The sequence below is a fragment of the Halomonas denitrificans genome, from assembly GCF_003056305.1.
In the GTDB taxonomy this organism is placed as follows: Bacteria; Pseudomonadota; Gammaproteobacteria; order Pseudomonadales; family Halomonadaceae; genus Halomonas; species Halomonas denitrificans.
In genome coordinates, this window is the sequence record NZ_PYVX01000002.1 from 682,512 (window position 1) to 704,143 (window position 21,632).

Annotated in this window: 19 protein-coding genes; 13 read left to right on the forward strand and 6 right to left on the reverse strand. The window is 69.9% G+C overall.

What is annotated here, in order from left to right:
- Both C9F13_RS09265 and C9F13_RS09270 read left to right on the forward strand, forming a co-directional pair.
- Positions 1–288, forward strand: a complete 288-nt coding sequence (locus C9F13_RS09265; RefSeq protein WP_245888745.1) for a GIY-YIG nuclease family protein — start codon at positions 1–3, stop codon at positions 286–288.
- Between the two features lie 104 nt (positions 289–392).
- Complete coding sequence (locus C9F13_RS09270) at positions 393–1,253, forward strand: mechanosensitive ion channel family protein (protein WP_170121137.1); 861 nt, start codon at positions 393–395, stop codon at positions 1,251–1,253.
- Positions 1,254–1,333: 80 nt separating this feature from the next.
- Here the strand turns inward: C9F13_RS09270 and C9F13_RS09275 are convergent, their stop codons facing one another.
- Positions 1,334–2,632, reverse strand: coding sequence for an NAD(P)/FAD-dependent oxidoreductase (locus tag C9F13_RS09275; RefSeq protein WP_108445939.1), 1,299 nt, complete (start codon positions 2,630–2,632; stop codon positions 1,334–1,336).
- 104 nt (positions 2,633–2,736) lie between these two features.
- On the opposite strand from C9F13_RS09275, the gene C9F13_RS09280 reads away from it, so the two are divergent.
- From C9F13_RS09280 to trpC, 5 genes are all read left to right on the forward strand, one after another.
- On the forward strand, positions 2,737–3,402 hold the full coding sequence (locus tag C9F13_RS09280) for a phosphoglycolate phosphatase (RefSeq protein WP_108445940.1): 666 nt from the start codon (positions 2,737–2,739) through the stop codon (positions 3,400–3,402).
- A 248-nt stretch (positions 3,403–3,650) separates the two neighbouring features.
- The gene (gene trpE / locus C9F13_RS09285; protein WP_108446008.1) at positions 3,651–5,147 is read left to right on the forward strand and encodes an anthranilate synthase component I; all 1,497 of its coding nucleotides are present in this window, start codon (positions 3,651–3,653) and stop codon (positions 5,145–5,147) included.
- A 52-nt stretch (positions 5,148–5,199) separates the two neighbouring features.
- Entirely contained in the window at positions 5,200–5,784 is a 585-nt protein-coding gene (locus C9F13_RS09290; protein WP_108445941.1) for an anthranilate synthase component II, read from the forward strand.
- 30 nt (positions 5,785–5,814) lie between these two features.
- Entirely contained in the window at positions 5,815–6,834 is a 1,020-nt protein-coding gene (trpD, locus tag C9F13_RS09295) for an anthranilate phosphoribosyltransferase (RefSeq protein WP_108445942.1), read from the forward strand.
- An 8-nt stretch (positions 6,835–6,842) separates the two neighbouring features.
- Entirely contained in the window at positions 6,843–7,640 is a 798-nt protein-coding gene (gene trpC, locus C9F13_RS09300) for an indole-3-glycerol phosphate synthase TrpC (RefSeq protein WP_108445943.1), read from the forward strand.
- Positions 7,641–7,734: 94 nt separating this feature from the next.
- Here trpC and C9F13_RS09305 read toward each other — a convergent pair whose 3' ends face one another.
- The gene (locus tag C9F13_RS09305) at positions 7,735–10,965 is read right to left on the reverse strand and encodes an FAD-binding and (Fe-S)-binding domain-containing protein (protein ID WP_108445944.1); all 3,231 of its coding nucleotides are present in this window, start codon (positions 10,963–10,965) and stop codon (positions 7,735–7,737) included.
- 199 nt (positions 10,966–11,164) lie between these two features.
- Between C9F13_RS09305 and serS the strand changes: the two genes are divergently transcribed.
- On the forward strand, positions 11,165–12,442 hold the full coding sequence (serS, locus tag C9F13_RS09310) for a serine--tRNA ligase (RefSeq protein ID WP_108445945.1): 1,278 nt from the start codon (positions 11,165–11,167) through the stop codon (positions 12,440–12,442).
- A 97-nt stretch (positions 12,443–12,539) separates the two neighbouring features.
- On the opposite strand, the gene C9F13_RS09315 is transcribed toward serS, so the two are convergent.
- On the reverse strand, positions 12,540–13,325 hold the full coding sequence (locus C9F13_RS09315) for an SIMPL domain-containing protein (protein ID WP_108445946.1): 786 nt from the start codon (positions 13,323–13,325) through the stop codon (positions 12,540–12,542).
- Between the two features lie 123 nt (positions 13,326–13,448).
- Between C9F13_RS09315 and C9F13_RS09320 the strand changes: the two genes are divergently transcribed.
- Positions 13,449–14,543: an AI-2E family transporter gene (locus tag C9F13_RS09320; RefSeq protein ID WP_108445947.1), complete on the forward strand. Its 1,095-nt coding sequence runs from the start codon at positions 13,449–13,451 to the stop codon at positions 14,541–14,543.
- 72 nt (positions 14,544–14,615) lie between these two features.
- Here C9F13_RS09320 and trxA read toward each other — a convergent pair whose 3' ends face one another.
- Positions 14,616–14,939: a thioredoxin gene (gene trxA / locus C9F13_RS09325; protein ID WP_089847268.1), complete on the reverse strand. Its 324-nt coding sequence runs from the start codon at positions 14,937–14,939 to the stop codon at positions 14,616–14,618.
- A gap of 344 nt (positions 14,940–15,283) precedes the next feature.
- Here trxA and cysB point away from each other — a divergent pair, with 344 nt between their 5' ends.
- On the forward strand, positions 15,284–16,255 hold the full coding sequence (gene cysB / locus C9F13_RS09330) for an HTH-type transcriptional regulator CysB (RefSeq protein WP_108445948.1): 972 nt from the start codon (positions 15,284–15,286) through the stop codon (positions 16,253–16,255).
- 101 nt (positions 16,256–16,356) lie between these two features.
- On the opposite strand, the gene C9F13_RS09335 is transcribed toward cysB, so the two are convergent.
- Positions 16,357–17,163 carry a phosphoadenylyl-sulfate reductase gene (locus C9F13_RS09335; protein WP_425432877.1) on the reverse strand — a complete coding sequence of 269 codons (807 nt, stop codon included), beginning with the start codon at positions 17,161–17,163 and terminating at the stop codon, positions 16,357–16,359.
- Between the two features lie 6 nt (positions 17,164–17,169).
- The gene (pabB, locus tag C9F13_RS09340; RefSeq protein WP_108445950.1) at positions 17,170–18,591 is read right to left on the reverse strand and encodes an aminodeoxychorismate synthase component I; all 1,422 of its coding nucleotides are present in this window, start codon (positions 18,589–18,591) and stop codon (positions 17,170–17,172) included.
- Positions 18,592–18,795: 204 nt separating this feature from the next.
- Between pabB and C9F13_RS09345 the strand changes: the two genes are divergently transcribed.
- From C9F13_RS09345 to prpC, 3 genes are read left to right on the forward strand one after another with little or no spacing between them, the layout of a single operon-like run.
- The gene (locus tag C9F13_RS09345; RefSeq protein ID WP_108445951.1) at positions 18,796–19,512 is read left to right on the forward strand and encodes a GntR family transcriptional regulator; all 717 of its coding nucleotides are present in this window, start codon (positions 18,796–18,798) and stop codon (positions 19,510–19,512) included.
- A gap of 30 nt (positions 19,513–19,542) precedes the next feature.
- On the forward strand, positions 19,543–20,448 hold the full coding sequence (gene prpB, locus C9F13_RS09350; protein ID WP_108445952.1) for a methylisocitrate lyase: 906 nt from the start codon (positions 19,543–19,545) through the stop codon (positions 20,446–20,448).
- Between the two features lie 44 nt (positions 20,449–20,492).
- Complete coding sequence (gene prpC / locus C9F13_RS09355; RefSeq protein ID WP_108445953.1) at positions 20,493–21,620, forward strand: bifunctional 2-methylcitrate synthase/citrate synthase; 1,128 nt, start codon at positions 20,493–20,495, stop codon at positions 21,618–21,620.
- The last annotated feature ends 12 nt before the right edge of the window (positions 21,621–21,632 follow it).

A 21,632-nucleotide genomic window follows, 5' to 3' on the forward strand; every position in this document is an offset into this window, starting at 1 on the left:
GTGAGCGCCGCCGATGCGCCGGGCCCGGCCGCCGATCGCCGCTGGTACCTCTACCTGATCGAGACCGCGGCGGGCGCCCTCTACACCGGCATCACCACCGACGTCGACCGGCGCCTGGCCGAGCATCGCGCCGGTCGCGGGGCCAAGGCGCTGCGCGGCAAGGGGCCGCTCACCCTGGTGCATCGCGAGTGCGTCGGCAGCCACGGCGAGGCGCTGCGCCGCGAGGCGGCCATCAAGCGCCTGCCCGCCCGGGAGAAGCGCCGCTGGCTTGCGCGCGCCAACGATTGACGCCATAAAGGGCGCATCCGCCCGGCATCGGGCGGCGGCCCGGCGCGTCGCGCCGTCATAACCCCCTTTCGAGCAACACGCGGTCAAGGAACGAGGAGACGTCCATGGACGGCATCAACGGCATCGACCCCGGTGGGCTGCTGGCCTACCTGCAGAGCACCGGACTGAGCTTCGCCACCAACCTGGTGGCGGCGGCCGCCATCTTCGTGATCGGCCGCTGGGTCGCCAAGGGGCTGCACCGCCTGCTGATGAGGGGCATGCAGCGGGCCAAGGTCGAGCCGCTGCTGGTCAAGTTCCTGGGCAACATCGCCTATGCCCTGCTGCTGACCTTCGTGGTGCTGGCGGCGATCAGCCGGATCGGCATACAGACCGCCTCGCTGATCGCGGTGATCGGTGCCGCGGGCCTGGCCGTGGGCCTGGCGCTCCAGGGGTCGCTGGCCAACTTCGCCGCGGGGGTCATGGTGATCCTCTTTCGCCCCTACAAGATCGGCGACTACGTCGAGGCGGGGGGCGTGGCCGGAGTGATCGAGGACGTGCAGATCTTCACCACCGAGCTTCGGACCGGCGACAACCGCAAGATCCTCGTGCCCAACGGCCAGATGATGAGCGGCGCCATCACCAACGCCTCGGCCCACGCGACGCGCCGGGTCGACCTGGCTGTCGGGGTCGGCTACGAGGCCGACATCGACACCGTGCGCCGGGTGCTCGAGGGCGTGGTGGCCGACGACCCGCGGGTGCTGGCGGATCCCGCGCCCAACATCCGCATGAGCGCCATGGGCGACTCCAGCATCACCTGGATCGTGCGGCCCTGGGTGAAGGCCGGCGACTACTGGGACGTCCACTGGGAGATGACCGAGGCGATCAAGCGCCGCTTCGACGCCGAGGGCATCAGCATTCCCTTCCCCCAGCGCGACGTGCACGTCTATCACCACGGCGAATCCGCGGGCGGGCTCGATGAGCGCTGAGCGCCACGCCGTCCAGCATGACGCGGGCCGCCGGAGAGATCCGGCGGCCCGCGTCGTTCAGGGGCGGTGGTGGCGTCGCCTCAGTGCAGCTTGAGGCGCGGCTTGAGGAAGCGGTTGAGCCCGTCCACCACGACCATCAGGCCGGTCTTCAGGGTGCCGTGGATGGCGCGCTGGTGCAGGCGGTAGAGCGAGGCGTAGAAGAACTTCGCCAGGTGCCCCTCGATGAACAGGCTGCGCGCCGAAGCGCCGCGCATCAGGCTGCCGATGGCATCGAAGTGCGCCAGCGAGATCAGCGAGCCGCGGTCCCGGTAGACGAAGGCCTTGAGCGACTTGCCGGCACGTTGGGCCTGCAGGTTGTGATAGAGCGTGGCGACCTGCTGATGGGCGGCCTGGGCCCGCGGCGGCACCGTGCCGCCGTCCGGCTGCGGGCAGCTGGCGCAGTCGCCCAGGGCGAAGATCCGCGGATCCTCGATGCTCTGCAGGGTGTCGTGGACCTTGAGGCGGTGGTTCTGCTCCGTCGGCAGGCCCAGCGCCGAGAGCAGCGCCGGGGCCTTGATGCCCGCCGCCCAGACGCCGAGGTCGATCTCGATGCGCTCGCCGTCGGCGGTGTGGATCGCTTCGGCCTCCACCCGGGTCACCCGGGTCTCGGCATGGATCCTCACGCCCAGGCGCTCCAGCTCCCGGTGCACCGCCTCGCTGATGCGCTCCGGCAGCGCCGGCAGCACCCGTGGGGCAGCCTCGATCAGGTGCACCTCGAGCCGGTCGCTGTCCAGGGGGGTGACGCCGTAGCTGTGCAGCATCCGCGAGGCCTCGTGGAGCTCCGCGGCGAGCTCGACCCCGGTGGCGCCGGCGCCGACGATGCCCACCGCCATGCGTGCCGGCCGCTCGAGGCGCGGATCGTTGTGGCGCAGGAAGGTGTTGAGCATCTGCTGGCGGAAGGCCTCGGCCTGCTGGGGGCTGTCGAGGAAGTGGCAGTGCTCGCCGACCCCGGGGGTGTCGAAGTCGTTGCTGACGCTGCCCAGGGCCAGCACCAGCTGGTCGTAGGCGAGCTCGCGGGCGGGCAGCACCTCGTCGCCGGCGTCGTCGAGCACCGGGGCGAGGGTCAGGGTGCCGGCCTCGCGATCGATGCCGCTCAGGGTGCCGCGCTGGAAGCGGTAGCCGTGCTGGCTCGAGTGCGCCTGGTAGGAGATCTCGTCCAGCCCCGAGTCCAGCGCGCCGGTGGCGACCTCGTGCAGCAGCGGCTTCCAGATGTGGGTGGCGTTGCGGTCGACCAGCACGATCTCGGCGCGGCCGCGTCTCCCCAGCTTGTGGCCGAGCTTGGTGACCAGCTCGAGGCCACCGGCCCCGCCGCCGACCACGACGATGCTTGGCAGGTTCATGTCATTCTCCCGAAAGATTGGAGGCTCCAGCATAAGCTGTCGGCGATTTCCTGCCCATGGCCGCTGCGGCATAATGGGGCTCGATTCCCCCGACGAGAGGCGTCATGCACCCCATCCTCCACGACATCCGGCTGGTGGCCTTCGACCTGGACGGCACCCTGGTCGATTCCGTGCCGGACCTCGCCGCGGCGGCGGATGCCGCCCTCGCCGAGCTCGGCCTGGCGCCCCAGGGCGAGGCCCGGGTGCGCGACTGGGTCGGCAACGGCTCGCTCATGCTGATGGCCCGCGCCCTGGAGGGGGCACGGGGCGAGGTGCCGGACGAGGCGCTGCTGGCGCGCGCCCATGCGGGCTTTCTCGATCACTACGGCCGCGCGCCCAGCGCCCGCACCCGGCTCTATCCCGGGGTGCGCGAGGCGCTGGCGGCGCTCGATGCGCGCGGGCTGCCCCTGGCGCTGGTGACCAACAAGCCGAGCGCCTTCATCGCGCCGCTGCTCGAGGCCTTCGATCTCGATGGCCACTTCGCGCTCTGTCTGGGCGGCGACAGCCTGGCGGCGAAGAAGCCCGACCCGGCGCCGCTGTTGCACGTGGCGGCCCATTTCGACGTGGCGCCGTCGGCCTGCCTGATGGTCGGCGACTCGCGCCACGACATCGAGGCCGGTCGCGCCGCGGGCTTTCGCACCCTGGCGGTCCCCTACGGCTACAACCACGGCGAGCCGGTGGCGCTGAGCCGCCCGGATGGCACGGTTGAATCGCTCGCGGAACTCGTTTAGGGTGATTTTGACTGGGCTATAATGAGCCTGATAACGATAGTTTTTTGTTATAACGGATCTCGCGATCTCCTCCGATGGACACCCCATGACGCTGGATGCCCTTGCCCGCCGTGCTACCGACCGCCTCCTCTCGCGCCCCGGCCTGATCGGCGGCTGGCGATGGTGATGCTCGCCTGACCGGGCGCCCCCCGCGGCGTCCCACCCCCGAACACCAGTGTCTTTCTCTCCACCGCGAGGACCCGGGCATGATGACTCCCGAGCGCTTCCATGAGCTGGCCGAGGCCGGCTACAACCGCATTCCGGTCACCCGCGAGGTGCTGGCCGACCTCGACACCCCGCTCTCCACCTACCTGAAGCTCGCCGACGCTCCCTGGACCTTCCTGCTCGAGTCGGTGCAGGGCGGTGAGAAGTGGGGACGCTACTCGATCATCGGCCTGCCGTGCCGCGAGCGCATCGAGGTGAGCGGCTTCACCGTGCGCCACATCGTCGACGACGAGCAGCGCGGCGCCGTGGAGGTCGAGGACCCCCTCGAGTGGATCGAGCGCTTCCAGGCCCGCTTCAAGGTGCCGCGCCTGGACGACCAGCCGCGCTTCGACGGCGGCCTGGTGGGCTACTTCGGCTACGAGACCATCCGCTACATCGAGCCGCGCCTGCGTGGCCCCCACGTCGACGCCAAGCCCGACCCGCTGGGCGTGCCGGACATCCTGCTGATGGTCTGCGACGACCTGGTGGTGTTCGACAACCTCTCCGGCCGGCTGACCCTCTGGACCCACGCCGACCCGGCCGAGGAGGCCGCCTACGCGCGGGCCGTGGAGCGCCTGGAGCGCCTTGAGGTGCGCCTGCGCAGCGCCACCCACACCACCGTCAGCCCCGGCACCGGCCGCGCGGCGGTGGAGGAGGGCGACTTCACCTCGGGCTTCACCGAGGAGGGCTTCAAGGCGGCGGTGGAGCAGATCAAGGAGTACGTGCTGGCCGGCGACGTCATGCAGTGCGTGCCCTCCCAGCGCATGTCGATCCCCTACCGGGCGGCGCCGCTGGACCTCTATCGCGCCCTGCGCAGCCTCAATCCCTCGCCCTACATGTTCTACCTGAACCTGGGCGATCATCAGGTGGCCGGCTCCTCGCCGGAGATCCTCACCCGCCTGGAGGAGGGCGAGGTGACCGTGCGCCCCATCGCCGGCACCCGCAAGCGCGGCCGCGACGAGGCCGAGGACCGGGCCCTCGAGGACGAGCTGCTGGCCGACCCCAAGGAGCTCGCCGAGCACCTGATGCTGATCGACCTGGGGCGCAACGACGTCGGCCGCATCAGCGAGACCGGCTCGGTCACCGTGACCGACCGGATGGTGGTGGAGCGCTACTCCCACGTGATGCACATCGTCTCCAACGTGGTGGGACGCCTGAAGCCCGGCCTCTCCGCCATGGACGTGCTGCGCGCCACCTTCCCGGCGGGCACCGTCTCCGGCGCCCCCAAGATCCGCGCCCTGGAGATCATCGACGAGGTGGAGCCGGTCAAGCGCGGCGTCTACTCCGGCGCCGTGGGCTACCTCTCCTGGCACGGCAACATGGACACCGCCATCGCCATCCGCACCGCGGTGATCAAGGATGGCCAGCTGCACGTTCAGGCCGGCGCTGGCATCGTCGCCGACTCGGTGCCGGAGATGGAGTGGCAGGAGACCCTCAACAAGGGCCGTGCCCTGTTCCGCGCCGTGGCCATGGCCGAACGCGGCCTGGACAACCTCGAGTGACCCCTGATTCCTGTCGCCCGGCGCTGGCCGGGCGAGTGCCGGAGAGCGCACCATGTCCGTGCTGATGATCGACAACTACGACAGCTTCACCTTCAACGTGGTCCAGTACCTCGGGGAGCTGGGCGCCGAGGTGGAGACCCACCGCAACGACGCCATCACCCTCGATGAGATCGAGGCCCTCGCGCCGAGCCACCTGGTGATCTCGCCGGGGCCCTGCACCCCCGACCAGGCGGGCATCTCCATGGCCGCCATCCGCCGTTTCGCCGGGCGGATCCCGGTGCTCGGCATCTGCCTGGGGCACCAGGCCATCGGCCAGGTCTACGGCGGGCGCGTGGTGCGCGCCCCCCAGGTGATGCACGGCAAGACCTCGCGGATCCGCCACCTCGGCCAGGGCGTGTTCGAGGGCCTCGAGGAGCCGCTGGAGGTGACCCGCTACCATTCGCTGGTGGTGGAGCGCGAGGGCCTGCCCGACTGCCTGGAGGTCACCGCCTGGTGCGACGAGGACGACGTCACCCCCGGGCTGATCATGGGGCTTCGCCATCGCGAGCTCGACGTGGAGGGCGTGCAGTTCCACCCCGAATCGATCCTCACCCGCCAGGGCCATGAGCTGCTGGCCAATTTCCTGAAGCGTCGCTGAGCCGTGTTCCAGCCAGAGGAGAAGAATCCCATGCAGATGCGAGAGGCCCTCGGCGCGGTGATGCGCCGCGAGCACCTGAGCTTCGACCAGACCCACGCCGTGATGCGCCAGATCATGACCGGCGAGGCCAGCGAGCCGCAGATCGCCGCCTTCCTGATGGGCATGGCGATGAAGGGCGAGACCGCCGAGGAGATCAGCGCCGCCGCCCAGGTGATGCGCGAGCTGATGACCCCGGTGCGGCTCACCGCCGAGAACGTGGTTGACATCGTCGGCACCGGCGGCGACGGCGCCAACCTGTTCAACGTCTCCACCGCGGCGAGCTTCGTGGTGGCCGCCGGCGGCGCCCACGTCGCCAAGCACGGCAACCGCGGCGTCTCCTCCTCCTCGGGCAGCGCCGATCTGTTCGCCGTGGCGGGCATCCACCTGGACCTCGACGCCGAGCAGGTCGGGCGCTGCATCGAGCAGGTGGGCGTCGGCTTCATGTTCGCCCCCAACCACCATCCCGCGATGCGCTACGCGGTGGCGCCGCGGCGCGAGATGGGCGTGCGCACCCTGTTCAACATCCTCGGGCCGCTGACCAATCCCGCCGGCGCGCCGAACCAGGTGCTCGGCGTCTACGCCCCGGAGCTCGTGCCGCTGATGGCCGAGGTGCTCAAGCGCCTGGGCAGCGAGCACGTGCTGGTGGTCCACGCCGAGGATGGCCTGGACGAGATCTCGCTGGCCCAGCCGACGCTGGTCGCCGAGCTCAAGGAGGGCGAGATCAGGGAGTACACCATCACCCCCGAGCAGTTCGGCATCGAACGTCAGTCCCTCGACCCGCTGCGCGTCAAGACCGCCGAGGACAGCCTGCGGCTGGTCGAACAGGCGCTGGTGGGCGAGGGGCCGGCCGCCGACATCGTCGCCCTCAACGCCGGCGCCGCGCTCTACGCGTCCGGGGTCGCCGATACCCTCAAGGAGGGGGTGGCCATGGCCCAGGATGCCCAGGCCTCGAAGCTGCCGCTGGAGAAGCTCAAGGAGCTTGCCAACTTCACCCGCGTGTTCAACCAGTGAGGCCCGCCATGACCGACCTGCCGACCATCCTCGAGCGCATCCTCTCCCGCAAGGCGGAGGAGGTGGCCGAGCGCTCCCGGGCCGTCTCCGAGCAGGAGCTCTTGCGCCTGGCCGCCGAGCAGGACGCCCCTCGCGGCTTCGTCGCCGCGCTGGACCGCGCCATCCGCGCCGGGGACCCGGCGGTGATCGCCGAGATCAAGAAGGCCTCCCCCTCCAAGGGGGTGATGCGCGAGGACTTCCGGCCCGGCGAGATCGCCGCCAGCTACGCCGAGGGCGGCGCCGCCTGCCTCTCGGTGCTGACCGACGCCGACTTTTTCCAGGGCCACGAGGACGACCTGATCGAGGCCCGCGCCGCCTGCGAGCTGCCGGTGATCCGCAAGGACTTCATCACCCACGGCTACCAGGTGAGCGAGGCGCGGGCCATCGGCGCGGACTGCATCCTGCTGATCGTCGCCGCCCTGGACGACGCCCAAATGGCGGACCTGCACCGCCAGGCCACCGAGCTCGGCATGGACGTGCTGGTGGAGGTCCACGACGCCTTGGAGCTCGAGCGCGCGCTGGCACTCGACCTCGCCCTGGTCGGCATCAACAACCGCGACCTGCATACCTTCGATACCCGCCTCGAGACCACCCTGGAGCTGCTGCCGCGCATTCCCGCGGGCGTCACCGTGGTCACCGAGTCCGGCATCCACCGCCGCGACGACGTGCTGCGCATGCGCGAGCACGACGTCAACGCCTTCCTGGTGGGCGAGGCCTTCGTGCGCGAGGCCGAGCCCGGCGAGGCGCTGCGCCGGCTCTTCTTCTGATCCCTCGCACGCAAGTACGAACGACCGCGGGCAGCCCTTGGGCTGCCCGCGGTCGTTCGTGGCCGTCGGCGGCACCCAGGTGCGCCGCGGCGGCTCAGCGCTGCTTGAGCCAGCCCAGCAGGGCCTGCAGCGGGTGGGGCAGGGCGCGGTCCGAGAAGCGCTTTGCCTGGCTGCGGCAGGAGTAGCCGGTGGCGAGCAGCCGGCCGGCGTTGGCCTCGTCTTCCACCTGGGGCTGCCAGGACTGGGCGTAGATGGTCCGCGAGGTCGCGAGGTTGCGCGCCTCGTGGCCATAGGTGCCGGACATGCCGCAGCAGCCGGTCGCGAGCAGCTCGAGCTCCAGGCCGAAGGCGGCGAAGAGCTGCTGCCAGGCCTTGGGGCTGCCCGGGGCGTTGGTCTTCTCGGTGCAGTGGGAGAGCAGCCGGAAGCCTGGGTCCTCGCCCTCGCCCGGGGCGGCGACGCGGGCCAGGCGCGGCGCCTGGGTCACCAGCCACTCCTGGAGCATCAGCACCTCGGGCACCGCGTCCGGGCCCAGCGCCTTCACGTACTCCTGGCGGTAGGTGAGGGTCATCGCCGGGTCGATGCCGACCAGCGGCACCCCGGCCTCGGCGAGTGTGCGCAGGCGCCGGGCCTGTTTCTCGGCGGTGCGGGCGAAGGCGCCCTGGAAGCCCTGGACGTCCAGCGGCTTGCCGTTGGGCGAGAAGGGCGCCACGAAGACCCGCACGTCGAGCCGCGAGAGCAGCTCGACGACGTCCATGACCAGCCGCGCCTCGAAGTGGCTGGTGAAGGCGTCCTGGACGAGCACCACGCTCTTGGCCTTCTGGGCCTCGGTGAGCAGGCCGAGCGAAGTGGGCGTGGCTGGGGCCACGCCCCAGGCGGCGAGCTGCTTTCTCAGGCTTGCCCGGGAGAGCCTAGGGCTGTCGACCAGGCCGACGGGGCCGGCCAGCAGGCGGTCGACCAGGCGGTTGCCCAGGGCGGCGTTGTAGAGCGGGGCGACCCGGGAGAGGGCGGGCAGCAGGAACTCCATGCCACCGACCAGGTAGTCCCGCACCGGGCGCAGGTAGCGGCCATGGTAGGCCTCGAGGAAGCGCGAGCGGGAGTCCGGCACGTTGACCTTGACCGGGCACTGGCCGGCGCAGGACTTGCAGGACAGACACCCCGCCATGGCGTCGTAGACCTGGTGGGAAAAGTCCGCCTCGCGGTCGTGGCGCCAGGTGTTGAGGGCGCGGCGCGGCAGGCGCCTGACGAAGCCCCAGGCCCCCTCGGTGCGCTGGCGGCGCGACTCCTCGATAAGGTCGGCGCCGGCCTCGCCCTGCAGGCGCAGCCACTCGCGGATCAGGCTGGCGCGCCCCTTGGGCGAGTGGACCCGGTCCCGGGTGGCCTTCCAGGAGGGGCACATGGCGTCGTCGGGATCGTAGTTGTAGCAGGCGCCGTTGCCGTTGCAGTAGACGGTGGCGGCGTGGGCCTGCCAGACCCGCTCGTCGATGGTGCGATCGAACTGGCCCCGGGTGGGCACGCCGTCGATGGCCAGCAGGCCGGGGTCGACGAACTTGACCGTCTGCTCCTCGGCATCGGCACTCGACGTCGCGCGCGTCTCATTCTCTGCCGAGGAGGCCCTACCCGCGTCGTCGGGCGGGATGGAGAGAGATGCGGCGTCGGGCGGGGTTCCCACGTCTTCGGGTGGGGTAGATAGGGAAAGCGGCGTCGCGATCTTGCCGGGATTGAGCTGGTTATGGGGATCGAAGGCCGCCTTGACCCGCTGCAGGCTGGGATAGAGTTCGCCGAAGAAGGCCGGCGCGTACTCGGAGCGCACGCCCTTGCCGTGCTCGCCCCACAGCAGGCCGCCGTACTTCTGCGTCAGCGCGGCCACCTCGTCGGAGACCTCGCGGATCAGCCGCTCCTGATCGGGGTCCTTCATGTCGATCGCCGGGCGCACGTGGAGCACCCCGGCATCCACGTGGCCGAACATGCCATAGGCGAGCCCCCGCGCGTCCAGGGCGGCGCGAAACTCCGCGATGAAGTCCGCCAGGTGCTCCGGCGGCACCGCGGTGTCCTCGACGAAGGGGATCGGGCGCTTCTCGCCCTTGGCATTGCCCAGCAGGCCCACGGCGCGCTTGCGCATGGCGTAGACCCGCTGGATCTGCGGCCGACCCTCGGCCAGGGTGAAGCCGAGGCGCTGGACGCTCGCGTCCGTTTCCAGGTGGCGGCAGAAGGCCTCAACCCGGCGGGCTAGGCGCTCGGGGTCGTCGTCGTTGAACTCGACCAGGTTGATGCCGCGCACCGGCGTGTCCCCGGCCGGGAAGAATTCCGCGACGCTGTCCCAGACGAAGTCCTCCATGGCGAGCAGCAGCACGGTGTCGTCCACCGTCTCGATGGAAGTCGGCGCCGAATCACTCGCCATCAGCGCCTTGGCGTCGCGCAGGGCGTCCATGAAGCCCGCATAGCGCACGTTGACCAGGGTCGAGTGCTTGGGAATCGACAGCACGTTGAGCACCGCCTCGTCGAGCAGGCCGAGCGAGCCCTCCGAGCCGCAGAGCAGGCTGTTGAGGTCGAGCTTGCCTTCCGCCGTCCTCAAGTGCGCCAGGTCGTAGCCGGTCAGGCAGCGGTTCAGCGGCGGGAAGACGGCCTCGATCCGCTCGCGCTGGGTGTCGATGATCTCCCGGGCGGTGCGGTAGGCGGTGCCGGTGACGTCGTCGCGCTCGCACAGCGGCGCGAGTTCCTCGTCGGCCAGCGGGCGGCTGACCAGGCGCTCGCCGCCGAGCAGCACCGTCGAAAGCTCGAGCACGTGGTCGCGGGTCTTGCCGTACTCGCAGCTGCCCTGGCCGCTGGCGTCGGTGGAGATCATGCCGCCGATGGTGGCGCGGTTGGAGGTGGAGAGATCCGGCGCGAAGAAGAGCCCGTGGGGCTTGAGCGCGGCGTTGAGCTGGTCCTTGACCACCCCCGCCTGGACGCGCACCCGGCGGTTCTCGACGTCGATGTCGAGGATGGCGTTCATGTGCCGCGAGACGTCCACCACCAGGCCGTCGGTGAGCGACTGGCCGTTGGTGCCGGTGCCGCCGCCGCGCGGGGTGAGCACCACCTCGCGATGTGCCTCGCGCCCGGCCAGGCGGGCGATCCGCTCGAGGTCCGTGCCGTGCCTCGGGCTCAGCACGGCCTGGGGCAGGCGCTGGTAGATGGAGTTGTCGGTGGCGAGCACCGTGCGGGCGGCGAGGTCCGGGGTGATCTCGCCCTCGAAGCCCTCGGCTTTCAGCGCCTCGAGAAAGCGCAGGTACCGGGCGTCGAGGCCCGGCAGGGTGCTGGCGTCAGCGGTGTCCAAGCGTGCGATCATGGCGTTCTGTTTAGTGGTGGCGCCGCCCTGGCGGGCCAGGGCAGGGGGAAGGGGTGGAGCTACTCTACCGCGAGAGGGCGGTGGCGCGCATCCCGGGGCCCCGCGCCGCGTGGCGCCCCTGCCGCCTTTTGCCTACAATGGGCGGCCTGATTCGGACACCGCCCGACCCTCCTTCACCGACTGCAACGGACTGGATGACATGCTCGATCCCAAACTGCTGCGCAGCGACCTCGACGCGGTCGCCCAACGACTGGCCACCCGGGGCTACGACCTCGACACCGCGCGTCTCGAGGCGCTGGAGTCCCGGCGCCGCGAGCTGCAGGCCGAGACCGAGTCCCTGCAGAACGAGCGCAACACCCGCTCCAAGTCCATCGGCAAGGCCAAGGCCCAGGGCGAGGACATCCAGCCCCTGCTGGCCGAAGTGAGCGACCTCGGTGACCGGCTCGACGCCGCCAAGGCGCGCCTCGCCGAGGTGCAGGCCGAGTGGGACGCCCTGGTCAGCGGCATCCCCAACCTGCCCCACGAGAGCGTCCCGGAGGGGCAGAGCGAGGAGGAGAACGTCGAGCTGCACCGCTGGGGCACGCCGCCGGCCTTCGACTTCGAGGTGCGCGACCACGTCGACCTGGGGGCGCTCCAGGGCGATCTTGACTTCGAGCTCGCCGCCAAGCTCACCGGCTCGCGCTTCGCGGTGATGCGCGGGCCGATCGCGCGGCTGCACCGGGCGCTGACCCAGTTCATGCTCGACAAGCAGACCCTCGAGCACGGCTACGAGGAGTGCTACGTCCCCTACATGGTCAACGAGGCCTCGCTCCACGGCACCGGCCAGCTGCCCAAGTTCGGCGAGGACCTCTTCCGCCTGGACGACGAGCGCGGCTTCCACCTGATTCCCACCGCCGAGGTGCCGCTGACCAACTTCGCCCGGGACGAGATCCTCGAGCACAGGCTGCTGCCGGTGCGGCTCACCGCCCACACGCCGTGCTTTCGCAGCGAGGCGGGCTCCCACGGCCGCGACACCCGCGGCATGATCCGCCAGCACCAGTTCGACAAGGTCGAGATGGTGCAGATGGTCGAGCCGGATCAGAGCTATGCGGCCCTGGAGGAGATGCGCGGCCACGCCGAGGCGATCCTCCAGGCCCTGGGCCTGCCCTACCGGGTGGTCACCCTGTGCACCGGCGACATGGGCTTCGGCGCCGCCAAGACCTACGACCTCGAGGTCTGGATGCCGAGCCAGCAGACCTATCGCGAGATCTCCTCGGTCTCCAACTGCGAGGAGTTCCAGGCGCGGCGCATGCAGGCGCGCTTCCGCCACCCCGAGCAGAAGAAGCCGCAGCTGCTGCATACCCTCAACGGCTCCGGCCTGGCGGTGGGTCGCTGCCTGATCGCGGTGATGGAGAACCACCAGAACGCCGATGGCTCCATCACCGTGCCCGAGGTGCTGCGCCCCTACATGGGCGGCGTCGAGACGATCAACGCCTGACGCCCTAGCGCCACGCGGAAGACCGAAACCCCACCCGGGCGATGCCCGGGTGGGGTTTTTCGTAATGCCTGGAGAAAGCGGGAACCGCGCGCGGCGCTCAGGGCGCGTCGGCGATCGTCCAGCTGACGTTGACCCCGGCCTCGATGGTGATGGTGCCCGGGCGATACTCGGCGCCGCCGGCGCCCTCCGGGCGAGCGTCGCTCATCGCCATCATCCGCGGCTGGAACACCGGGGCGCGGGTCTCGCTCACGGCGATCACCTCGCCCAGCTCGATCGCGAGCGTCTCGGCCATCAGCTCGGCCTTGTGGCGCGCTTTCGCCAGCGCCTTGACCAGCGCCTCGTCGGTGGCGGCCTCGCGGTCGGCGAGGTCGTAGCGCACGCCGTCCAGGGCGTTGACGCCCGCCTCGGTCAGGGCGTCGAGCAGGCCCGGCAGCCGGGCGAGATCCTCGATCTCGATGCTCACCGGGCGCTGCAGGCGGGTGCGCACCTGCGGCTCCGGCTTGTCGTCGCCGTGCTGTGCCACCGGCAGGCGCTGCGGCAGGACCTGCAGCGAGCCGGCGGTGATCGCCTCGCTGGCAAGGCCCTGGGCCTCCAGGCGCCGGATCAGCGTGGCGGCGCGTTCCTCCAGGCGCTGGCGCGCCTGGCGCAGGGCCTCGGCGTCGGTCTCGCGCTCGGCTCCCTCGGCCACGGCCGGGGTGTGCTCCCAGAGGCGCGCCTCGAGGGTGGCGCGATCCGGCACCACCGCGAGCTCGGCCTCGGCCTGGACGTCGAGGCGGCGGGGCGTCTCCCCCGCCAGGGCCGCGGCGGTCAGCGGCGGGACGAGCGAGAGCAGGGCGGCCAGGGCCGGAAGGCAGAGCGCGCGGGCGGGGCGTGGGAAGGACATGACGTTCTCCTTGTCGTCGGGGATACCGGGCTTCGAGGCCGCGGCCCGAGGATGGTTCCGCGCCTTGCAATTGCATCGTGCCCCGTCATCATGAGCAGACCATCGACGACCGCGAGATCGGGCATGCCCCCACCCCCCCAGAACGAGCAGCAGAGTATTCCCCTCAACCTGACCCTGGCGCTGGCCGCACTGGTGGTGATCGTCGCCGGCATGCGAGCCGGGGCCAGCCTGCTGGTGCCGCTGCTGCTGTCGCTGTTCATCGCCGTGGTCTGCACGGCGCCGGTGCAGTGGCTCAATCGCCTCGGCCTGAGCCTGCGCCTGTCGGTGTGGCTGACGCTGGTGGTGATCGGCGGTTTCCTCTCGCTGCTCGGCGTGCTGCTGGTCAACAGCGTCGGCACCTTCGTCGACGCCCTGCCCGGGATCGAGCAGAAGCTCTACCAGTACTACCTGGGACTGCTCGACGGCCTGGCCGGGCTGGGCCTGGCCATCGACACCGACCGTCTGGCGGAGCTGCTGGACGCCGAGCAGTTCGGCGGCTGGATCCCGGCGTTGCTCGGCGAGGTGGGCAACCTGATGATGCAGAGCGTCGTCGTGTCGCTGCTGGTGATCTTCCTGCTCTTCGAGACCCTCAACTTCCGCGACAAGATCTCCCGGGCGCTCGTCAACCCGGCGCCGAGCCTGCGGCGCTTCAGCGAGTTCAGCCACACCCTCAAGCGCTACCTGGCCGTGAAGACGCTGATCAGCCTGGCGACCGGCGCGCTGATCTGGCTGGCCTGCAAGCTCCTGGGGGTGGAGTTCCCCCTGCTGTGGGCGGTGCTGGCCTTCGCCCTGAACTACATCCCCAATATCGGCTCGGCCATCGCCGCGGTGCCGCCGGTGATGCTGCTGCTGGTCTCGCCCCAGGGCGGGCTGGTCGATGCCATGCTGCTCTCGGCGGCCTACCTGGGGGTGAACTTCGTGATGGGCAACATCATCGAGCCGCGGGTGATGGGCCGCGCCCTGGGGCTCTCCACCTCGGTGGCCTTCCTCTCGCTGGTGGTCTGGGGCTGGATCTTCGGCGCGGTGGGCATGCTGCTCTCGGTGGTGCTGACCATGACCCTGAAGATCGCCCTGGACAGCCATCCGCAGACGCGCTGGATCGCGCACCTGCTCGGGCCGGCGGTCGGCTCGCCCCTCGATCAGGCCGACCGGCCGATCTCCGAGCGCGACGACGAGTGACCCCGTGAGGAACCCCCAAACGACATCGCCCCGGCCGTGGCCGGGGCGATGAGCGCTCAGGGGAAGGCGCGATCAGGCGTTCTGGTCGATGAACTGGCTCAGCTGTGACTTGGACTGAGCGCCGACCAGGGACGCGACCTTGGTGCCGGACTTGAACAGCATCACGGTGGGCACGCCGCGGACGCCCTGCTCGGCGGCGATCTCCGGAGCGTCGTCCACGTTGATGCTGACGACCTTGAGGTTGCCATCGCGCTCTTCGGCAACCTCATCGACCACCGGCGCCATCACCTTGCAGGGACCACACCAGGGGGCCCAGAACTTCAGCAGGACCGGTGCGTCGGCCTTGAGGACTTCCTGCTCGAAGTTGGCATTGGTGACATCGACGTTGTTGGCCATGTGATTCTCCAGTTTCGTTGCGCTGCATCGAGCGGGTAAGGGGGCATGCGGGCATGCCCGGTCGGACGATGTTAGCGATCGTCCGGGGTGCTGGCAAATCCGCGCGGCCGGCGCGGGCACCGGTCGGCGGTTGCATCGGGGCCGTCATGTTATGCTATAAAGTGATTGTGGGTTATTTTTTTATGTCCTTAAGGTATTTTAAGGGCGCCCTGGCCGGCCGTCATTCACGCCATGTCACGGTCGGCACGCACGGCCAGTACGTATTCCATAAATAGCACGTACCGCACAGACAGCACGCAAAGTCAGCACGCATAGCAAAGTCAGCACGCATAGAGAGGGCGGCCATGAAGCTTCAGCAGCTGCGTTACATCTGGGAGGTGTCACGCCACAACCTCAACGTCTCGGCCACCGCTCAGAGCCTCTTCACCTCCCAGCCCGGCATCTCCAAGCAGATCCGCCTGCTCGAGGACGAGCTCGGCGTCGAGATCTTCGCCCGCAGCGGCAAGCACCTGACCCGCATCACCCCGGCGGGGCAGGCGATCATCGAGCTGGCCGGCCAGGTGCTGCGGCTGGCCGAGAACATCAAGGACGTCGCTCAGGAGCACAGCGACGAGCGCCGCGGCAGCCTCTCCATCGCCACCACCCACACCCAGGCGCGCTATGCGCTGCCGCCGGTGATCCGCGACTTCACCCAGAAGTATCCCGACGTGGCGCTGCACATGCAGCAGGGCACGCCCAAGCAGATCGCCCAGATGGTCAGCGACGGCCAGGCCGACTTCGCCATCGCCACCGAGTCCCTGGATCTGTTCAACGACCTGGTGCTGCTGCCATGCTACCGCTGGAACCGCTGCGTGCTGGTGCCCAAGGGCCATCCGCTGGCGGAGCTCGAGACCCTGACGCTGGAGGCGCTGGCCGACTACCCGCTGGTCACCTACGTGTTCGGCTTCACCGGGCGCTCCCAGCTCGACGACGCCTTCCGGGCGCGCGGCCTGTCTCCCAACGTGGTGCTCACCGCCGCCGACGCCGACGTGATCAAGACCTACGTGCGCCTCGGCATGGGGGTGGGCATCGTGGCGCACATGGCGGTGGATGCCGAGCACGACACCGACCTGGTGGCGCTGGAGGCGGATCACCTGTTCGAGAGCTCCACCACCAAGATCGGCATCCGTCGCGGCACCTTCATGCGCGGCTACATGTACGACTTCCTGGAGGGCTTCGCCGGCCACCTCCACCGGGACCTGGTGGACGCGGCACTGGCCGCCGGGCCCCGCCACGAGCAGTCGCTGTTCGAGGACATCGAGCTGCCGATCCGCTGAGGACTTGCCGGGCGCGCCAGCGCCGACGCCTCTTTTAGTCCGAGCACGCAGCGACAGGGCGCCCCGCGGGGCGCCCTGTCCTGTCGCGTGACGGGTGCGGCTCAGGCGCCCGACGAGGCCGACGGCGTCAGGTTCACGGCGTGCAGGCCGCACTCCTTGCCGCCCTGGTCCTCCCACCACCAGCGTCCCTCGCGCTCGTGCTGGCCCGGCAGGGTGGGGCGCGTGCAGGGCTCGCAGCCGATGCTCACGTAGCCGCGCTCGTGCAGGGCGTTGTAGGGCACGTCGAACATGCGGATGTAGGTCCAGACGTCGTCGCTGGTCCAGCGGGCGAGCGGGTTGATCTTGAAGAGCGGTGCCGCCTCGCTGCCGAAGGCGCTGTCGCGCTCGGCGATCTGCAGGCTGGAGCGGGTGCCCGGGCTCTGGTCGCGGCGCTGGCCGGAGACCCACACCGGCAGGCCCGCCAGCCGGCGACGCAGGGGCGCCACCTTGCGGATGCCGCAGCACTCCTGATGGCCGTCGCGGTAGAAGCTGAAGAGCCCCTTCTCGTGGACCAGGGCCTGCACGGCCTCGGTGTCGGGCACGCGCACGTCGATGGCGATGCCGTAGTGATCGCGCACCCGCTCGATGAAGGCGTAGGTCTCGGCGTGCAGCCGACCGGTGTCCAGCGAGAAGACCCTGACGTCCTCCTTCGGGGCGACCTTCAGGGCCAGGTCGATCAGCACCACGTCCTCGGCGCCGGAGAAGGAGATCGTCAGCTCGCCGAAGGCCCGGTAGGCGGCGCGCAGGATCTCCTTGGGCGTCTCCTGGTCGTGTTCGAGGACGAATCGGTTGGGGTCGAAGGCGGTCATGGCGGTCTCTGCTTGCGATATTGCCGCTACCCTAGCAGAGCCGTGGCGCCCCTCCCCAATACCGAATCATTGGATATCTATGCCTCTATTGACTAATAGAGGCGCTTTCTTATTCCAATCGTCGTCATCCGTCGGCGTCGCCAGGGCGCGCATCAGGTGGCGGATCTTGTCCAGGGTCTCGGCATACTCGGCGTCGCCCTCGGAGTCGGCGACCAGGCCGCCACCGCCCCACAGGTGGAGCCGCCCCGCCTCGGCCACCACGCTGCGGATGGCGATGGAGGTGTCCATCCGCCCGCGCACGTCGACGTAGCCCAGGCTGCCGCAGTAGGCGCTGCGCCGGCTGGGCTCCAGCTCGTCGATGATCTGCATGGCGCGCACCTTGGGGGCGCCGGTGATGGAGCCGCCGGGGAAGGCCGCCGCCAGCAGGTCCATGGGTCGGCGCTCGGCCGCCAGCTCGCCGGTGATCACGCTGACCAGGTGGTGGACGTTGGCGTAGCTCTCCAGGCCGCAGAGGGTCGGCACCCGCACGCTGCCGGGCCGGCAGACCCGGCCCAGGTCGTTGCGCAGCAGGTCGGTGATCATCACGTTCTCGGCGCGATCCTTGAGGCTCGCCTCGAGCTCGGCGGCGAGCCGCCGGTCCTCGTCGGAGGTGGCGCCGCGCGGTCGGGTGCCCTTGATCGGGCGGGTCTCGACGCGCCCGTCGCGGCACTCGAGGAAGCGCTCCGGCGAGAGCGAGAGGATCGCCTGCTCCCCCTCGGGGCCGGGCCAGGCCTGGTAGCCGGCGTAGGGCGTGGGAGTGGCCTCGCGCAGGCGCCGATAGGCGGCCCACAGGTCGCCGGCGTAGGGGGCGCTGAATCTCTGGGCCAGGTTGATCTGGTAGCAGTCACCGGCACGGATGTAGGCCTGCACGGCGTCGAAGCGCGCCAGGTACGCCTCGCGGCTGAGCTCGGCGACGAAGGGGGCGGTGAGGCGAAAGGCCTCGGCCGGGCGCGCCGCTGCCGACAGCCAGGCGAGCACCTGCTCGCGGCGCTCGGCGCTGCCCACCAGCCAGCTCTCCCGGCGCTGGTGATCCTGGATCAGCGCCCAGTCGTAGAGGCCGACCCGGCTGGCCGGCAGGGTGACGGCCGGGCGCGCCTGGCCTGCCACCGGCTCGAGGCCCCGGCCCAGGTCGTAGCTCCAGTAGCCGATCAACCCGCCGAGAAAGGGCAGTTCGCTTTCGGGCGCCTCGCGGGGCAGGCGGTCGAGCAGCGCCTGCTGGGCGGCGAAGGGGGAGAGGTTCGAGAGCGCCGGGTCGCCGTGGACGCGTCCCGCGTCGTCGACCTCGAGCAGGGCGAGCGGATCGCTGCTGAGGATGTCGTAGCGCCCGCCGGGCGCCGTCGGTCGGCCGCTGTCGAGCAGCACGGCGCTGGGCCGGTCGCGCAGCACCGCGAAATAGCCGAGCGGGTCCTCGTGGTAGGGCAGCGGAGTGATCTCGAGCGGTGGTCTCATCAGGCGTCTTCCCCAAACAGGGGGTCCATTCTAGGCATCGCGAGGCGACTTGTCCCTTCCGGTGATCGGCGCATTGTCGACAGGCCCGCCTTCATCGGCCATGTTGTCTACAACCAAAGGTGAAGGCTTTCTGCCGAGCGGCCGGTTGACCGGGAGTAAGGCAGTGGCTAAAGTTCCTCCATCATTTAATTGTCGACAATTGCCATGACCTCAGTCGCACCGGAACAGGCCGCCAACCCCGAAGTCCGCACCCTGGCGGAGCGGGTCTTCAACCAGCTGCAGGACGCCATCGTCCGGGGCGAGCTGGCGCCCGGCAGCAAGATTACCGAGCCGGGCCTCTCGCGCGCCTACGGCATCTCCCGCGGGCCGCTGCGCGAGGCGATGCGTCGCCTGGAGTCGCACCGCCTGATCCAGCGGGTGCCCCACGTGGGCGCCCGGGTGGTCCAGCTCTCCATGAAGGAGCTGCTCGAGCTGTTCGACCTGCGCGAGGCCCTGGAGAGCATGGCCGCGCGGCTGGCCGCCGAGCACATGACGCCCGAGGAGATCGCCGGGCTGCGCGAGGTGCTCTCGGTGCACGAGCGCCAGGCCGACCTCAAGCGCGGCGAGGCCTACTACCAGCGCGAGGGCGACCTGGACTTCCACTACCAGATCGTGCTCGGCAGCCACAACCGGATGCTGATGGGCCTGCTCTGCGACGACCTCTACTACCTGGTGCGGCTCTATCGTACCCAGTTCAGCGCCAGCGGCACGCGCCCGCAGCGCGCCTTCGTCGAACACCACCGCATCGTCGACGCCATCGAGGCGGGCGACGCCGAACTGGCGGAGCTGCTGATGCGCCGCCACGTCAGCGCCTCGCGAGCCAACGTGGTCGAGCGCTATGCGGCCACCCTCGAACCGCAGGAGAGCGACGCCTCCTCATGAGGCGCTCGACCCACTAACCGGAGACCCTCCATGACTCAAACGACGCCCGGCGCCCGCTTCCGCGCCGCCCTCGAGGCCAACCGTCCGCTGCCCATCGTCGGCACCATCAACGCCTATACCGCCATGATGGCCCAGCGGGTCGGCCACCAGGCGATCTACCTCTCCGGCGGCGGGGTGGCCAACGCCTCCTACGGCCTGCCGGATCTCGGCATGACCACCATGAACGACGTGGTCGAGGATGCCCACCGCATCTGCGGCGCCACCGACCTGCCGCTGCTGGTGGACATCGACACCGGTTGGGGCGGCGCCTTCAACATCGCCCGCACCGTCAAGGAGATGCAGCGCGCCGGCGTGGCCGCCGTGCACCTCGAGGACCAGGTGGCGCAGAAGCGCTGCGGCCATCGTCCCAACAAGGCGATCGTCTCCCAGCAGGAGATGGTCGACCGCGTGAAGGCGGCCGCGGACGCGCGCCTCGATCCGGACTTCTACCTGATCGCGCGCACCGACGCCTTCCAGAAGGAGGGGCTCGACGCGGCCATCGAGCGGGCCAACGCCTGCATCGAGGCGGGCGCCGACGCCATCTTCGCCGAGGCGGTGCACACCCTGGACGACTACAAGGCCTTCTGCGCGCGCGTCCAGGCGCCGATCCTGGCCAACATCACCGAGTTCGGCGCCACGCCGCTCTTCTCCCAGCAGGAGCTCGGCGAGGTGGGCTGTCGCATGGTGCTCTACCCGCTGTCGGCCTTCCGTGCCATGAACGCCGCGGCCCTCAAGGTCTACCAGAGCATCCACGACACCGGTCACCAGCGTGACGTGGTGGAGCTGATGCAGACCCGCGACGAGCTCTACGACTTCCTCAACTATCACGACTTCGAGCAGAAGCTCGACGCCTTGTTTGCAGAGAACGAGAACGCGGAGCAGGGCGGCAACGCCTGACACGCCAGGATACCGACAATAATCGACTCACGAGGAGACACGACATGGCAGACAAACCCATCGGTGGCGCCGGCCTGCGCGGCCAGAGCGCCGGCACCACGGCTCTGTGCACCGTCGGCCAGACCGGTTCCGGCCTGACCTACCGCGGCTTCGACATCAAGGAGCTGGCCGAGAAGGCGAAGTTCGAGGAAGTGGCCTACCTGCTGCTCAAGGGCAAGCTGCCCAACCAGGCCGAGCTCGACGCCTACATCACCAAGCTCAAGGGCCTGCGCGGCCTGCCCCAGGCGCTGAAGACCGTGCTCGAGCAGATCCCGGCCGACGCCCATCCCATGGACGTGATGCGCACCGGTGCCTCCATGCTCGGCAACCTCGAGACCGAGCAGAGCTTCGACGAGCAGCAGGACGTCTCCGATCGCCTGCTCGCCGCGCTGCCGTCGATCATCTGCTACTGGTACCGCTTCAGCCACGACGGCGTGCGCATCGAGACCGAGACCGACGACGCCTCGGTGGGCGGCCACTTCCTGCACCTGCTGCGCGATGAACCGGCCTCCGAGCTGCACGCCCGGGTGATGAACGTCTCGCTGATCCTCTACGCCGAGCACGAGTTCAACGCCTCGACCTTCACCGCCCGCGTCTGCGCCTCGACGCTGTCCGACATGCACTCCTGCGTGACCGGCGCCATCGGCTCGCTGCGCGGCCCGCTCCACGGCGGCGCCAACGAGGCGGCCATGGCGATGATCGAGAACTGGCAGTCGCCGGACGAGGCCGAGCGCGAGATCATGAGCATGCTCGAGCGCAAGGACAAGATCATGGGCTTCGGCCATGCCATCTACCGCGAGTCCGACCCGCGCAACGCCATCATCAAGCACTGGTCCCAGAAACTCGCCGAGGACGTGGGCGACAGCGTGCTCTATCCGGTCTCCGAGCGCGTCGAGGCGGTGATGTGGCGCGAGAAGAAGCTCTTCTGCAACGCCGACTTCTTCCACGCCAGCGCCTACTACTTCATGGACATCCCGACCAAGCTGTTCACGCCGATCTTCGTCTGCTCGCGGGTCACCGGCTGGTGCGCCCATGTCTTCGAGCAGCGCGCCAACAACCGCATCATCCGCCCGAGCGCCGACTACGTCGGGCCCGAGAAGAGCGAGTGGGTGCCCATCGAGGAGCGCGACTGAACCAGCCCCGGG

What these genes read in the sequence shown, in the direction of transcription:
- C9F13_RS09270 (WP_170121137.1), top strand. Translation starts at nt 393, where the DNA reads ATGGACGGCATCAACGGCATCGACCCCGGTGGGCTGCTGGCCTACCTG.
- C9F13_RS09275 (WP_108445939.1), bottom strand. Translation starts at nt 2,632, where the DNA reads ATGAACCTGCCAAGCATCGTCGTGGTCGGCGGCGGGGCCGGTGGCCTC.
- C9F13_RS09280 (WP_108445940.1), top strand. Translation starts at nt 2,737, where the DNA reads ATGCACCCCATCCTCCACGACATCCGGCTGGTGGCCTTCGACCTGGAC.
- trpE (WP_108446008.1), top strand. Translation starts at nt 3,651, where the DNA reads ATGACTCCCGAGCGCTTCCATGAGCTGGCCGAGGCCGGCTACAACCGC.
- C9F13_RS09290 (WP_108445941.1), top strand. Translation starts at nt 5,200, where the DNA reads ATGTCCGTGCTGATGATCGACAACTACGACAGCTTCACCTTCAACGTG.
- trpD (WP_108445942.1), top strand. Translation starts at nt 5,815, where the DNA reads ATGCAGATGCGAGAGGCCCTCGGCGCGGTGATGCGCCGCGAGCACCTG.
- trpC (WP_108445943.1), top strand. Translation starts at nt 6,843, where the DNA reads ATGACCGACCTGCCGACCATCCTCGAGCGCATCCTCTCCCGCAAGGCG.
- C9F13_RS09305 (WP_108445944.1), bottom strand. Translation starts at nt 10,965, where the DNA reads ATGATCGCACGCTTGGACACCGCTGACGCCAGCACCCTGCCGGGCCTC.
- serS (WP_108445945.1), top strand. Translation starts at nt 11,165, where the DNA reads ATGCTCGATCCCAAACTGCTGCGCAGCGACCTCGACGCGGTCGCCCAA.
- C9F13_RS09315 (WP_108445946.1), bottom strand. Translation starts at nt 13,325, where the DNA reads ATGTCCTTCCCACGCCCCGCCCGCGCGCTCTGCCTTCCGGCCCTGGCC.
- C9F13_RS09320 (WP_108445947.1), top strand. Translation starts at nt 13,449, where the DNA reads ATGCCCCCACCCCCCCAGAACGAGCAGCAGAGTATTCCCCTCAACCTG.
- trxA (WP_089847268.1), bottom strand. Translation starts at nt 14,939, where the DNA reads ATGGCCAACAACGTCGATGTCACCAATGCCAACTTCGAGCAGGAAGTC.
- cysB (WP_108445948.1), top strand. Translation starts at nt 15,284, where the DNA reads ATGAAGCTTCAGCAGCTGCGTTACATCTGGGAGGTGTCACGCCACAAC.
- pabB (WP_108445950.1), bottom strand. Translation starts at nt 18,591, where the DNA reads ATGAGACCACCGCTCGAGATCACTCCGCTGCCCTACCACGAGGACCCG.
- C9F13_RS09345 (WP_108445951.1), top strand. Translation starts at nt 18,796, where the DNA reads ATGACCTCAGTCGCACCGGAACAGGCCGCCAACCCCGAAGTCCGCACC.
- prpB (WP_108445952.1), top strand. Translation starts at nt 19,543, where the DNA reads ATGACTCAAACGACGCCCGGCGCCCGCTTCCGCGCCGCCCTCGAGGCC.
- prpC (WP_108445953.1), top strand. Translation starts at nt 20,493, where the DNA reads ATGGCAGACAAACCCATCGGTGGCGCCGGCCTGCGCGGCCAGAGCGCC.